Here is a 13,714-nt window from a genome sequence, read left to right on the forward strand (position 1 = left end):
TCCACGTACTCGTCCTTGCCTTGGAGTTCGTCATGGCCACCTCTGCAACAACGTCCGCACCGCTCATTGAGAAACACACGATCGGCTACGTGCCGCCCGAAGATCGCCACGGAAAGGTCAGGGATCTGTTCACCCTCTGGTTCGGCGGCAATATCGCGCCGTTGCCCATCGTCACCGGCGCCCTCGGCGTGCAGTTGTTCCACCTGAATCTGGTGTGGGGCATCGTCGCCATTCTGGTCGGCCATCTGGTCGGCGGTGTGTTGATGGCGCTGCACTCGGCGCAAGGCCCGCAGATGGGCATTCCGCAGATGATCCAGAGCCGCGCGCAGTTCGGCTCCCTTGGCGCGCTGCTGGTGGTGTTGATTGCCGGCGTCATGTACATCGGTTTCTTCGCCTCCAACATCGTGCTCGCCGGCAAGTCGCTGCATGGCGTCGTCGACAGCGTTCCGGTGCCGGTCGGCATCGTCATCGGCGCGCTGGGCTCGGGAATCATCGGGATCATCGGTTACCGCTTCATCCACGTGCTCAACCGCATCGGCACCTGGGTACTGGGGATCGGGATTGTGGTCGGCTTCGGCTACATCCTGACTCACGTGCAGACCGCCGACTTCCTCACCCGTGGCAGTTTCAATCTCTCGGGCTGGCTCGCGACGGTGTCGCTGGCGGCGTTGTGGCAGATCGCGTTTGCGCCTTACGTTTCGGACTATTCGCGTTACCTGCCGGCCAATGTGCCGGTGGCCGCGACGTTCTGGACCACTTACCTTGGCTCCGCACTGGGCTCCAGCCTGTCGTTCATTTTCGGTGCGGTCGCCGTGCTGGCAACGCCGGTGGGCATGGACACCATGGACGCGGTGAAACTCGCCACCGGCTCGATCGGCCCGTTGATGCTGGTGCTGTTCCTGCTCAGCGTGATCAGCCACAACGCGCTCAACCTGTACGGCGCGGTGCTGTCGCTGATCACCTTGGTGCAGACCTTCGCCTACCGCTGGATTCCGACCGCCAAGAGCCGCGCGGTGATTTCGCTGATCGTGCTGCTGGCCTGCTGCTTCGCTGCGGTCGGCGCATCGTCGGACTTCATTGGCCATTTCGTCGACATGGTGCTGGTGCTGCTGGTGGTGTTGGTACCGTGGACAGCGATCAACCTGATCGACTTCTACGCCATCCACAAAGGCCAGTACGACATCGCCTCGATCTTCCAGGTCGACGGCGGCATCTATGGCCGCTACAACCCGCAAGCCTTGCTGGCGTACGCGATCGGCATTGTGGTGCAGATTCCGTTCATGAACACGCCGCTGTACGTCGGCCCGGTGTCGGCGCACATCAACGGCGCGGACCTTTCCTGGCTGGTGGGATTGCTGGTGACGTCGCCGCTGTATTTCTGGCTGGCCAGTCGGGACAGTGCTTATCGCCGGCGGCTGATGACCGGGAAACTGGCGGGCACTCTCTGAGATTGACTCGATGCACCAACAAGGCCCGCCCTGTGCGGGCCTTCTGCATTGCGTTGTGCTATTTCTTTACGCCCGACCACAACCGGAGATGGAATTCCAATGCTGCGAATTCTGGGCAAAGCCTCATCAATCAATGTGCGCAAAGTGCTGTGGACCTGTGCTGAATTGAACCTTTCCTTCGAACGCGAGGACTGGGGCTCAGGTTTTCAATCGACATGGACGCCGGAGTTCCTCGCACTCAATCCCTGCGCGATGGTGCCGGTGATTCAAGACGATGACTTCACGCTGTGGGAATCGAACTCGATCATTCGCTATCTGGCATCGCGTTATAGCGGCGAACAGCTTTACCCGAGCGAGGCGCGCGCCCGCGCGCGGGTGGACCAATGGATAGACTGGCAGGCTTCGGAGCTGAACAAGTCCTGGTCGTACGCGTTCATGTCGCTGGTACGCCAGTCACCCGCGCATCAGGACAGCCATACTCTTGCGGCCGGTTGCCGGGAGTGGGCAAGGCACATGGAGATCCTCGACCGGCAACTGCAAAAGACCGGTGCCTATGTCAGCGGCGAGCAGTTTTCCCTCGCCGACATTCCGATCGGTCTGTCGGTCAATCGCTGGTTCGAGACGCCGCTGGAACATCCGCACTTGCCGGCGGTGAGCGCTTATTACGAACGCTTGAGTCAGCGCCCCGCTTACCGATTGCATGGACGAAACGGCACGCCTTGATGCCGGTCATTTGTTTTTGAACGCCTCACGCCGCGCCTGTCGTTCGGCGGCGTACGCCTCTTGCGGCTGGCTGATCAGATCCTCGCGCCGCAACAGTTCCCCGCAGTGGTCGCACAGCGGTCCGAGGCCGGCGCTGTGGTTGCAGTTTTTGTGGGTCATGTTCACGGCCAGCCCCTCCTCCGGCGACTTGCACCAGGTTTCGCCCCAGGCGCGCAACGCAATCACCACCGGGTAGAACGCCTCGCCTTTCGCGGTTAGGTGGTACTCGTAGCGTTTCGGCCGCTCGTTGTACAAGCGACGCTCGACCAGTCCATCCGCCTCCAGGCTTTTCAGACGGGCGGCGACCATCTGCGGCGTACCGCCCGTCTGGGCCTGGATCTCGTCGTAGCGATGGCTGCCCATGAACAACTCGCGCAAAACCAGCACCGTCCAGCGGTCGCCGACGATCGCCTCGGCCCGGGAAATCGGGCACAGCGTATCGGGAAGACTATCGTTTACAGCCATCAGGGCTTGCCTCTTCTACAGTTACTATGATTATCATATCAGCACGATGCGGGAACAAGCCCTGAGCATCGATCACTCTCATTGCCGGAGTACATCGTCATGTCGAAACCTCTCTATCCACTCGACAGAACTGCCTACCTGCTGGTCGATCCGTACAACGATTTCCTCTCGGACGGCGGCAAGATCTTTCCGCTGATCAAACCGATCGCCGATCAGAACGGCTTGCTCGACAACCTGCGCAAACTCGACCGCGCCGTGCGGGGCCTGCAGATTCCGGTGGTCATCGTACCGCATCACCGCTGGGTCAAAGGCGACTACGAGAACTGGGATCACCCGACACCCACCCAAAACAAGATCATGCACATGCACCACTTCGCCCGAGGCGAATGGGGCGGTGAATGGCACCCGGATTTTGCGCCGAAGGATGGCGACATCATCGCTCAGGAGCATTGGGGCTCCAGCGGTTTTGCCAACACCGACCTGGATTTTCGCCTGAAACAAAAAAGCATCACCCACGTAATCATCGTCGGACTGCTGGCCAACACCTGCATCGAAGCCACAGCGCGCTATGCATCGGAACTCGGCTATCACGTCACGCTGGTGCGCGACGCCACTGCCGCCTTCAAGGAGGAAATGATGCACGCGGCCCACGAACTCAACGGCCCGACCTTCGCCCATGTCGTCACGACCACCGACGAACTGATTGCCAGCCTCGACACTCAGGGTGAGTCGAAATGAGTCTGACCGGCCACCTGCTGATTGGCGCCTCTGACGCCCCTGCCACCGAGGGCACGATGAAAGCGCTGAATCCGGCAACCAATCAACTGATCGAACCAGAGTTCGCCTTTGGCGGCGCGGCCCAGGTCGATCAGGCTGCAACCCTTGCCGACGCGGCATTAGACAGCTACAGCCATACCTCGCTGGCCGAACGCGCGGCGTTTCTGGAGAGTATCGCCGACAACCTCGACGCCGTTCGTGAGGAACTGGCCGCCCGCGCCGCGCTGGAAACCGGTCTGCCCCAAGCGCAACTGGAAGGCGAAGCCGCCAAGGCCGCTATCCAGTTCCGCCAGTTCGCCGACGTGGTGCGCAAAGGTCGCTTCCTGCAACTGGCCATCGACCCGGCGCAACCTGAGCGTCAGCCACGGCCACGCATGGATCACCGCCTGCAGAAAGTCGCCATCGGCCCGGTGGCGATCTTCGGCGCCAGCAACTTCCCGATCTCCTATTCGGTGGCCGGCGGCGACACCGCCTCGGCACTCGCGGCCGGTGCGACGGTGATTCTCAAGGCCCACAACGCCCACCCCGGGGCCTCGGAAATCCAGGCCCGCGCCATTCGCAAGGCCGTGCAGGCGCACGGTTTGCACGAAGGTGTTTTCTCCATGCTGCGCGGCAGCGGCAATGCCATCGGTGAGGCGCTGGTCGATCACCCGCTCATCAAGGCGGTGACCTTCACCGGTTCGGAACTGGGCGGCATGGCGCTTTATCGTCGTGCACAGTTGCGTCCTGATCCGATTCCGGTGTTCACCGAAATGACCAGCGTCAACCCGACCTTCATCCTGCCCGCAGCAATGGCGGCACGTGGCGCAGAGATCGGTGACGGTTTCGCCGAGCGGATGCTGGTCAATGTCGGGCAAGCCTGCCTGTGTCCGTCGATCCTGATCGCGGTCAAGGGCAATGGCTTGCAGGCATTGCGCAGCGCCATGATCAAACGAATCAGCGATGCGCCGGCACGCACGATGCTGACCCCGGGGATTCACGGTTCATACGTCAAAGGGCTGGTGGCAATGGAAAGCGTCGGAGCGAATCTGGTGGCAGTCGGCGCGCCAGCGGATGGCCCATTCGAGGGCCTCTCGGCGCTGCTGGAAGTGGATGGCCAACGCCTGCTCAGCGAACCGGCGCTGGCCCATGAAGTGTTCGGCCCGGCGGCGTTGTTGGTAACGGTCAACGATGAAGAAGAGATGCTGGGGGTCGCCCGATCATTCAAGGGTCAACTGAGCGCAGCCATTCACCTTGAAGACCGCGATCTGGACCTGGCCCGGCGTCTGCTGCCGATCCTCGAACGCCGCACCGGACGCATTGTGGTCAACGCTTTCGCCCATCCGCAGGAAGTGACTTTCGCCACCGTACACGGCGGGCCGTTCCCGGCCACCTCGGACAGTCGCTTCACCTCGGTCGGCATGACCTCGGTCGAGCGCTTTTTGCGGCCGGTGGCGTATCAGGGCTTTCCCGATGCATTGCTGCCGGAGGTGTTGCGCAACGCCAATCCACTCGATCTGCCCCGCAGCATCGACGGCCAATAAAAAATGCCCGGTTCGGCGGATCACCGAACCGGGCACTTTTTTCAATCAAATAAGAAGGTCTTCATAGAAAGCACCGTACGCCAGTTCAGGGTGTTCGATCTGGATCTCCAGAATCCAAACACCGGCATTCGGCGCCTGATCGAAGTCACCAAGATTGCCGCCGCGGTAGATCGCATGAGGAAAATCGCTGACCCGGTGGCCCTTGATGTCCAGGTTCAACTTCCAGCCCATGGCCTCGGCCTGATCGGTGGCGTAGCGGTACAGTTCGACACCCGTTACGCCTTGGCGCCAGAAGGCTTCGACCTTGTCGAAGAGTTCCTTGGAGGCCGCCGCACAGGCAATCATCTGCGGATCGGAACCGGTGACGAACGTCGCCCCGGCATCGCCTTCATGGCCTTCCCAGACCACGCCCATGTCGATGAAGAAAATGTCTTCCTCACCCAGTACTGGGTCGCCTTCGGAGCGCTCCTTGAAAGTCTTGAGCGTATTGGAGCCGAAGCGGATCAGCAGCGGATGCCAGATCCGGTCCATACCCAGTTCGACGAGGATCTCTTTGCCCCGTGCATGAGCTTCCGATTCGCGCATGCCAGGTTTGATCACCCTGGCGATCTCGTCCACCGCCTTCCAGGTCAACTGCTGGGCGTGGCGCATGGTTTCCAGCACAAAACGCCCACCTACTGCTTCTTTACCGCTCAGGGCTGTGGTCATCGCTGATTCCTTCTGGCTAATCGCTTGCGCTGTATAGTTTTTTATATTGCGAAACAGGACGCCTAAGATACAACCATGACACAACGTGTCAATTCTCTTCTGCGCGCACCACACCGCGCTCCTCGAGCAAGCGCACAAACATGCTCAGACTGCGCGACACCGTACCCCGCCGCCACACCAGCCACGTCGTCAGGTAGCGAAAATCCGCCGCCAGCGGCCAGACACTCACCGTCGCGCAACCGGGCATGCTCTGCAGCATGCTGCGCGGCATCAGGGCCAGACCGGCACCGGCGCTGACGCAGGCGAGCATGCCGTGATAGGACTCCATTTCGAAGATCTTGCCGGGCACCGCCGCGTCGGTGCTGAACCATTTTTCGAAGTGATGGCGATAGGAGCAGTTCGAGCGAAACGCATAGATGTTCTCGCCGTTCACGTCCGCAGCACGCTTGATCGGACCGTGGTGGAGCGGCGAGATGATGACCATTTCCTCTTCGAATGCCGGAATGCCTTCCAGCGCCGGATGCAAGACCGGACCATCGACGAACGCAGCCGCCAGGCGCCCGGAAAGCACACCGTCAATCATCGTCCCCGACGGGCCGGTCGACAGGTCCAGATCGACCTTCGGGTGTTGCTGGTTGTAGGTCGCCAGCAAACCGGGAATGCGCACCGCTGCGGTACTTTCCAGCGAGCCCAGCGGGAATGCGCCTTGCGGTTCCTCGCCGGCCACTGTAGCTCGCGCTTCCTGCACCAGGTCGAGAATCCGCCGCGCATATTCCAGAAAACTCCAGCCCGCCGGCGACAGACGCAAGCGGCTTTTCTCGCGGATGAACAAGTCGACGCCCAGATCCTCCTCCAACTGCTTGATGCGCGTCGTCAGGTTCGACGGCACGCGATGGATCTGCGCCGCCGCCGCACTGATGCTGCCGTGCTCGGCAACAGCCTTGAAGATTTCCAGTTGCACCAGATCCACAGTCATTCTCCAATCGTGAAAGAAACTATCTTTATTATTCAGTTTCCAGAAATCAAATGCCACCCTACTCTGAGCGCATCCACTGACCTCGCAGGACGATGCCATGAGCCCGATTTCCAGCCAGACCCACGCCATCTCGATCAACCCCGCCACCGGCGAGCAGATCGGTCACTACGCTTTCGAATCCGCCGAGGCCCTCGACGCCGCTCTGACCCGTGCCGCGTTCGGTTTCGGCAAGTGGAAACGCAAGCCACTGCAAGACCGCTCCCGCGCCTTGACCGCGCTGGCCGGTGCCCTGCGTGACAGCAGCGAAGCCATGGCGACCATGATCACTCGGGAAATGGGCAAGCCGATCGCCCAGGCCCGCGGCGAAATCGAGAAATGCGCCAAACTCTGCGAGTGGTACGCCGAACACGGCCCGGCCATGCTCAACGCCGAAGCAACGCTGGTCGAAGGCGGCAAGGCGCGCATCGAATACCGTCCTCTGGGGCCGATCCTCGCCGTGATGCCGTGGAACTTCCCGATCTGGCAAGTGCTGCGTGGCGCCGTCCCGGCGCTGATTGCCGGCAACACCTACGTGCTCAAACATGCGCCGAACGTGATGGGCAGCGCCTACCTGTTGCGTGACGCCTTCACCCGCGCCGGTTTTGCCGATGGCGTGTTTGAAGTGATCAACGTCACCCCGGAAGGCGTGTCCAGCGCCATCGCCGATCCGCGCATTGCCGCCGTGACGCTGACCGGCAGCGTCCGCGCCGGCATGGCCATCGGCGCACAGGCCGGTGCCGCACTGAAAAAATGCGTACTGGAGCTGGGCGGCTCTGATCCATTCATCGTGCTCAACGACGCCGATATCGATGAAGCCGTGCAAGCAGCAGTGATCGGTCGTTACCAGAACTCCGGCCAGGTCTGTGCCGCCGCCAAACGCCTGATCATCGAAGAAGGCGTGGTCGAAGAGTTCACTCGCAAATTCGTCGAAGCCACCCGCCAGTTGAAGATGGGTGATCCGTTGTCCGCCGACAACTACATCGGCCCGATGGCCCGTTTCGATCTGCGTGACGAACTGGATCAACAAGTGCGCGACACCCTAGAAGAAGGCGCCACCCTGCTGCTCGGCGGCGGCAAGGCCCAAGGGCCTGGCAACTACTATGAGCCAACCGTGCTGGCCGACGTCACCGACCGCATGACCTCGTTCAAACAGGAACTGTTCGGCCCGGTGGCATCGATCATCACCGCTCGCGACTGTGCTCACGCCGTGGCCCTGGCCAACGACAGCGAGTTCGGTCTGACCGCCACGATCTACACCGCCAACGTCGCCCTGGCCCAGCAACTGACCAGCGAACTGGAAACCGGCGGCGTGTTCATCAACGGCTACTCCGCCAGCGACCCGCGCGTGACCTTCGGCGGCGTTAAGAAAAGCGGCTTCGGCCGCGAGCTGTCGCACTTCGGTGTGCGCGAGTTCTGCAATGCGCAGACCGTGTGGCTGGATCGCCGCTGATCCAATGAACAAAGCCCGGAAGCGTTTGCGCTTCCGGGCTTTTTCATTTACGCCGCAGCCTGTTGAGGCTCCGATACCGTCCGATCTTTACTTAGCAGCCCCAGCACGACGGCCGCCGACGCCAGCAACCATGTACCGGCGCCGCTCAAGGCTTTCATCGACTTTGCCCGCAACGTTCGCGACGGCAAAACGAGCTAGTTACAGATACTTCAACCACGCGATGTCCCGTCGCCGGGCCTTCAATGCCGAGAACCAGCGCACGGCCGGGAACAACGCAACCGCCAGCACCATCGCCGCCAGCCACACCGCCGCCACCGACGAGAAGCCGAAATAACTGCCCTGATTGAGCCCGACCAACGCCACACCGATCAGGTACAGCACCTTCAGTGCATACAGATGCAGCAGATAGAAAAACATCGGCGCCGAACCGAACACCGTCAGCCAGCGAATCCAGCGTCGATCCTGCGCGCGCTCGAACACCAGCAACAGCAGCAGCCCGACGCTCACCGTCAGCATGATGAATAACAGCGACGGCGGGTACTTGGTGATGTTGAGAAAACTCATCAGGGTTTGCAGGCTGCTGTCACTGATCGACCACGGTTTCTCGCCGTAACCGTTGACCAGCCGCAACGTCACGAAACCCAGCAGCCCGGCGATACCAACGATCAGCAAACGTCGCTGACGCACACCCACATCGGCCATTCGGGCAAACCATGGCCCCAGCGCGTACCCCAGACCGATCACACCGATCCATGGCAGCAGTGGGTACGAGGTGCGCAGACGCAAGCTTTCACTGACTTCGATCCAGCCCCGATCATGCAGGATTGCCCATGGCACGTGCAGTGCCGACTCGGTTCCAAAGTGCAGTCCGTCGAGCAGGTTGTGCCCGGCGATGATCGCCAGGCTCAGCGTCAACAGCAGCCAGCGTGGCAGCCAGACCAGCAGCGACAGCGCGATCATGCTCAGGCCGATCGCCCAGATCACTTGCAGGTAGATCACGGTCGGTGGCAGCTGGAACGTCCAGGCGAAATTCACCAGGGTGAATTCGAGCGCTACCAGAAACAGTCCGCGCTTGAACAGGAAGGCACTGACATCAGCCTTGCCGTCGTACTTCTCGCCGAACAGCCACGCCGACAACCCGGTCAGGAGCACAAACACCGGCGCGCACAGATGCGCCAGAGTGCGGCTGAAAAACAGCGCCGGTTCCGTACTGGCGATGTCCATTGGATCGGACACCTGACGATGCAACAGAAAGGTTTCGCGCACGTGATCCAGCAACATGAACAGAATCACCAGGCCACGCAGCGCATCAATGGACAACAACCGGCCAGTCGCCGGCGGGACGTTTCGGGGAACAGCAAGGCTCATGAAAGGTTCGCAATCGAGTGAGGAGTTCGACCGGGCCGCGTGCAAACGGCCCGACTATTTACGTTACCTTATAACATAAAAACCCGCTTCAATTGCTAACGGCTCTCAAGCCGTGCGCAGTTGCTCAAGCAGCACCTGCAACGGATGACGCACTGCTCGGTCGGCCTGGCGCTTGACCTGGCTGCGGCACGAATAACCGGTCGCCAGTGCTTCGCCCCGCTCTGCCGGCGCCTCGATCTGCTTTGCCCAGGACTGCTCGTAAATCACCGCCGAGGTCTCGCGATTGCGCGCTTCGTGCCCGTAGGTGCCGGACATTCCGCAGCAGCCGGTAGCCTGAGTCGTCAGTTTCAAGCCGACACGTTCGAACACTTGCTCCCATTGGCGAGTCGCGGCGGGTGCGTTGGTTTTTTCGGTGCAGTGCGCCAGCAGGCGGAAGCTTTCAACCTCTCGCGAATCCGTCCGCTGCGGCATGACCTTTAGCAGCCACTCCTGCACCAGCGCCACCTCCGGGCATTTTTCCATCCCCGGCACTTTCAGATATTCCTGGCGATAAACCAGCGTCATCGCCGGATCTAGCCCCACGAGCGGCACACCGATCTCGGCCAGCGCGCGCAGTTGCCCGGCATTGCGCAACGCCGCGCGATTGAACGCCGACAGGAAGCCCTGCACATGCAGCGGCTTGCCGTTGGCGCTGAACGGCGCCAGATAAACCTGATACCCCAGTCGCGAAATCAGCTCGATCAGATCCGCCAGCAGTGGCGCCTCGAAATACCGGGTGAACGCATCTTGTACCAGCACCACGCTGCGCTCACGTTGCGCCCGGGTCAGCGCCGCAAGCACCTCGACCGACGCTGGCTGAACCTGCCAGCGGCGCATCGCTGCGTGGAAATCGAAACGGCTGAGCAACGGCACATCGACCATGCCGCCGAGACGCTCGATCAAGCGACGGCTGAACGAGGCCCCCATCAAGCCGTTATAGAGCAACGGAATCCGCGCCATGTACGGAATCGTGTATTCCAGCGAGGCGATCAGATAATCCCGCGCCGGCCGCAGGTAACGGGTGTGGTACAGCTCGAGGAACCGCGAACGGAAGTCCGGTACATTGACCTTCACCGGGCACTGCCCCGCGCAGGACTTGCACGCCAGGCAGCCGGCCATGGCGTCGTACACCTCGTGGGAGAAGTCTTGTTCCTGCGCGCGGCTGTTGCGCCAGCGCTGCAATAACGTGCTGAAAAACGGCGGACGGCGACTGGCATCGGACAACACATCGACACCCGCTTCGCCCTGCAAACGCAGCCACTCGCGAATCAGCGAGGCGCGGCCTTTTGGTGATTGCGCGCGCTGGCGGGTGGCTTTCCACGACGGGCACATCGCATCGTCGGGATCGAAGTTGTAGCAGGCGCCGTTGCCGTTGCAGTGCATGGCCGCGCCGTAGTCCTGCCAGACTTTTTCGTCGATCTGCCGATCAAGTTCGCCGCGCAGGGTCACTTCGTCGATCTTCAGCAATGCAGCGTCGGGAATATCCGGCGTGGCGATCTTGCCGGGATTGAACTGGTTGAACGGATCGAATGCCGCCTTCAAGGCTTGCAGCGCCGGGTACAACGCGCCGAAGAAGGCCGGCGCGTATTCCGAGCGCAGGCCTTTGCCGTGCTCGCCCCACAGCAGGCCGCCGTAACGCTGGGTCAGTGCGGCGACGCCGTCCGAAACGGGACGCACCAGTGCGGCTTGTTGCGGATCCTTCATGTCGAGAATCGGCCGCACGTGCAACACGCCGGCATCGACGTGGCCGAACATGCCGTACTGCAATTGGTGACTGTCGAGCAGGTCGCGCAGTTCGGCGATGTACTCGGCAAGATGTTGCGGCGGCACGGCGGTGTCTTCGACAAAGGGCTGCGGCCGCGCTTCACCGGCAACGTTACCGAGCAAACCCACCGCACGCTTGCGCATGCCATAAACGCGGTTCACCGCCGCATGACCGACGGCCAGAGTGTGGCCCAATCGCTCGACTGTCGCATCGTTACCCAAGTGCTGAACGAAAGCCTCGACCCGGCCTTGCAGCTCCTCGGGATCGTCGCCGCAGAACTCCACCAGATTGATCCCCAGCGTCGGCCGTTCGGCGCTTTCCGGGAAATACTCGGCGACGCCGTGCCAGACGATGTCCTGCATCGCCAGCAACAACACTTTGGAGTCGACGGTTTCAATCGACAGCGGCTTGAGCGCCATCAACGCCCGCGCGTCACGCAACGCGTCCATGAAGCCGGCGTAACGAATGTTCACCAGCATGGTGTGCTTGGGGATCGGCAACACGTTGAGCTTGGCCTCGACCACAAACCCCAGCGAACCTTCGGCGCCGCACAGCACGCTGTTGAGGTTGAAACGGTTGTCGGCCTCGCGCAGGTGCGCCAGGTCGTATCCGGTCAGGCAGCGGTTGAGGTCGGGGAAGGTTTCCTGGATCAACTCGCCCTGCTCATCGATGATCTGCCGCGCGCAGCGATACACCTCGCCGGCCCGGCCCTCGCGGGCGCATTCTGCTGCCAGCTCACTTTCTTCCAGTGGACGACCGTGCAAGCGCTCGCCACCGCGCAGGACCATGTGCAGTTCCAGAACGTGGTCGCGGGTCTTGCCATAAGTGCAACTGCCCTGGCCGCTGGCGTCGGTGTTGATCATGCCGCCGACGGTGGCGCGGTTCGACGTGGACAGCTCCGGAGCGAAAAACAGCCCGGCGGATTTCAGTGCCGCGTTCAGTTGATCCTTCACCACGCCGGCCTGTACCCGCACCCAGCGCTGTTCAACGTTGATTTCAAGAATGCGGTTCATGTGCCGCGACAGGTCGACGACGATGCCGTCGGTCAACGACTGACCGTTGGTGCCAGTACCGCCACCGCGAGGGGTGATCACGACTTTCTGGTACGCCGGCTCGGCAATCAGGCGTGCCAGCAGCGCCACGTCGTCAGCATCGCGCGGGAATACCGCCGCTTGCGGCAAGCGCTGATAGATCGAGTTGTCAGTGGCCAGCACCACGCGGCTGGCGTAGTCGGCACTGATTTCGCCACGAAAACCACTGGCTTCAAGAGCTTTGAGAAACTGTTGGTAATCGGTGTTCAACGTGGTGGAAGGCGACAGCTGGGCAATCATCGGGCGTGCAATCTCGGTCAAAAACGGGCCGTGTGGCGGTGAACAGTTGTGCGCAATGAATGATTGCGTCACGCTCCCGCCATCTCATAGGCCTTATGTTCATTGCAGAGCGATGCCGGGACAACCGTAAAATCGACCCGCAATCCATGACTAAAACGAATGAATCCGCGAACCCTCACTCCCTCGATGTCGTTGCTGCTGGCGTTTGAAGCCGCCGCACGCCATGAAAGCTACACCCGCGCCGCCCACGAACTGTCGCTGACCCAGAGTGCGGTCAGTCGTCAGGTGCAGATTCTGGAAAAGATGCTCGGCATGCGCCTGTTCAGTCGCGAAGGCCGGCGGGTGATCCTTACCGACGTCGGGCGCATGTATCAGCGCGAACTGTCTGAAGCCCTCGGGCAGATCCGCAGTGCGACGTTGCAGGCAATGGCGTTCGGCTCGGGAATTCATAGCCTGCGCCTGGCGACTCTGCCGACCTTCGGCTCGAAATGGCTGTTGCCGCGCCTGAAGGATTTCTACACCGCGCACCCCGGCATGACCGTGCACCTGCATTCGCGCATCGAAGCCATCGACTTCGACACCAGTGAAATCGACGCGGCGATTTGTGTTGGCGGCGGTGACTGGCCGGGGCTGACTGCCCACCGCTTGCACACCGAAGAACTGGTAGTGATCGCCAGCGCGCAGTTATCCGATACCGAACGTCGTGCGGCCAACGAAGATATCGCCGGGCAACTGCTGCTCAACGTCAGCAGCAATGCTCAAGCGTGGTCCGAGTGGTTCAGCCATCACGCCCTGCCCCATCGCAGCATGCGTATCGGCCCGAGTTTCGAGATGACCTCGCACCTGATCCAGGCCGTGCGCGCCAATATCGGCATCGGGCTGGTGCCGAGGATTCTGGTGGAGGATGAGTTGCACAACGGCGAGCTGCTGCAACTGGGGGAGCCGATCAGCAGTCGGCGCAGCTATTACCTGGTGTACCCGGCGCGCAATGAGTCGTTGGCGTCGTTGAAGGCGTTTCGGGATTGGTTGGTGCAGACGCTCTGAGTTGATTTACCGATGTCCG

At 61.5% G+C, this 13,714-nt stretch carries 11 protein-coding genes; 6 read left to right on the forward strand and 5 right to left on the reverse strand.

The features are described from left to right. Positions 1-32 precede the first annotated feature (32 nt). Together NH234_RS17710 and NH234_RS17715 are read left to right on the forward strand one after the other, a co-directional pair. Positions 33-1,448: a cytosine permease gene (locus NH234_RS17710; protein WP_085731919.1), complete on the forward strand. Its 1,416-nt coding sequence runs from the start codon at positions 33-35 to the stop codon at positions 1,446-1,448. Positions 1,449-1,547: 99 nt separating this feature from the next. After that, positions 1,548-2,171, forward strand: coding sequence for a glutathione S-transferase family protein (locus tag NH234_RS17715; RefSeq protein ID WP_367253618.1), 624 nt, complete (start codon positions 1,548-1,550; stop codon positions 2,169-2,171). A gap of 6 nt (positions 2,172-2,177) precedes the next feature. Here NH234_RS17715 and NH234_RS17720 read toward each other — a convergent pair whose 3' ends face one another. Then, a complete protein-coding gene (locus NH234_RS17720) occupies positions 2,178-2,675 on the reverse strand; it encodes a helix-turn-helix domain-containing protein (protein ID WP_065259801.1) in 498 nt (165 codons plus the stop codon). A gap of 99 nt (positions 2,676-2,774) precedes the next feature. Between NH234_RS17720 and NH234_RS17725 the strand changes: the two genes are divergently transcribed. Together NH234_RS17725 and NH234_RS17730 are read left to right on the forward strand one after the other, a co-directional pair. Further along, the gene (locus NH234_RS17725) at positions 2,775-3,413 is read left to right on the forward strand and encodes an isochorismatase family cysteine hydrolase (RefSeq protein ID WP_085731921.1); all 639 of its coding nucleotides are present in this window, start codon (positions 2,775-2,777) and stop codon (positions 3,411-3,413) included. Continuing rightward, on the forward strand, positions 3,410-4,975 hold the full coding sequence (locus NH234_RS17730; RefSeq protein WP_367253620.1) for an aldehyde dehydrogenase (NADP(+)): 1,566 nt from the start codon (positions 3,410-3,412) through the stop codon (positions 4,973-4,975). Before NH234_RS17725 ends, NH234_RS17730 begins: the two co-directional genes overlap by 4 nt. A 45-nt stretch (positions 4,976-5,020) precedes the next feature. On the opposite strand, the gene NH234_RS17735 is transcribed toward NH234_RS17730, so the two are convergent. Both NH234_RS17735 and NH234_RS17740 read right to left on the reverse strand, forming a co-directional pair. Next, a complete protein-coding gene (locus NH234_RS17735; protein WP_085731923.1) occupies positions 5,021-5,683 on the reverse strand; it encodes a M24 family metallopeptidase in 663 nt (220 codons plus the stop codon). A gap of 88 nt (positions 5,684-5,771) precedes the next feature. After that, entirely contained in the window at positions 5,772-6,653 is an 882-nt protein-coding gene (locus NH234_RS17740; protein ID WP_085711607.1) for a LysR family transcriptional regulator, read from the reverse strand. A 103-nt stretch (positions 6,654-6,756) separates the two neighbouring features. On the opposite strand from NH234_RS17740, the gene NH234_RS17745 reads away from it, so the two are divergent. Next, on the forward strand, positions 6,757-8,148 hold the full coding sequence (locus NH234_RS17745; RefSeq protein WP_367253622.1) for an aldehyde dehydrogenase family protein: 1,392 nt from the start codon (positions 6,757-6,759) through the stop codon (positions 8,146-8,148). Between the two features lie 198 nt (positions 8,149-8,346). Here NH234_RS17745 and NH234_RS17750 read toward each other — a convergent pair whose 3' ends face one another. Together NH234_RS17750 and NH234_RS17755 are read right to left on the reverse strand one after the other, a co-directional pair. Further along, positions 8,347-9,516: a DUF1624 domain-containing protein gene (locus NH234_RS17750; RefSeq protein WP_367253624.1), complete on the reverse strand. Its 1,170-nt coding sequence runs from the start codon at positions 9,514-9,516 to the stop codon at positions 8,347-8,349. A 105-nt stretch (positions 9,517-9,621) separates the two neighbouring features. Then, complete coding sequence (locus NH234_RS17755) at positions 9,622-12,651, reverse strand: FAD-binding and (Fe-S)-binding domain-containing protein (protein WP_367257205.1); 3,030 nt, start codon at positions 12,649-12,651, stop codon at positions 9,622-9,624. Positions 12,652-12,810: 159 nt separating this feature from the next. Here NH234_RS17755 and NH234_RS17760 point away from each other — a divergent pair, with 159 nt between their 5' ends. Then, the gene (locus NH234_RS17760; RefSeq protein ID WP_367253625.1) at positions 12,811-13,695 is read left to right on the forward strand and encodes a LysR substrate-binding domain-containing protein; all 885 of its coding nucleotides are present in this window, start codon (positions 12,811-12,813) and stop codon (positions 13,693-13,695) included. Positions 13,696-13,714 lie beyond the last annotated feature (19 nt).

Origin of the sequence: Pseudomonas sp. stari2 (genome assembly GCF_040760005.1) — a bacterium.
Lineage (GTDB): Bacteria > Pseudomonadota > Gammaproteobacteria > Pseudomonadales > Pseudomonadaceae > Aquipseudomonas.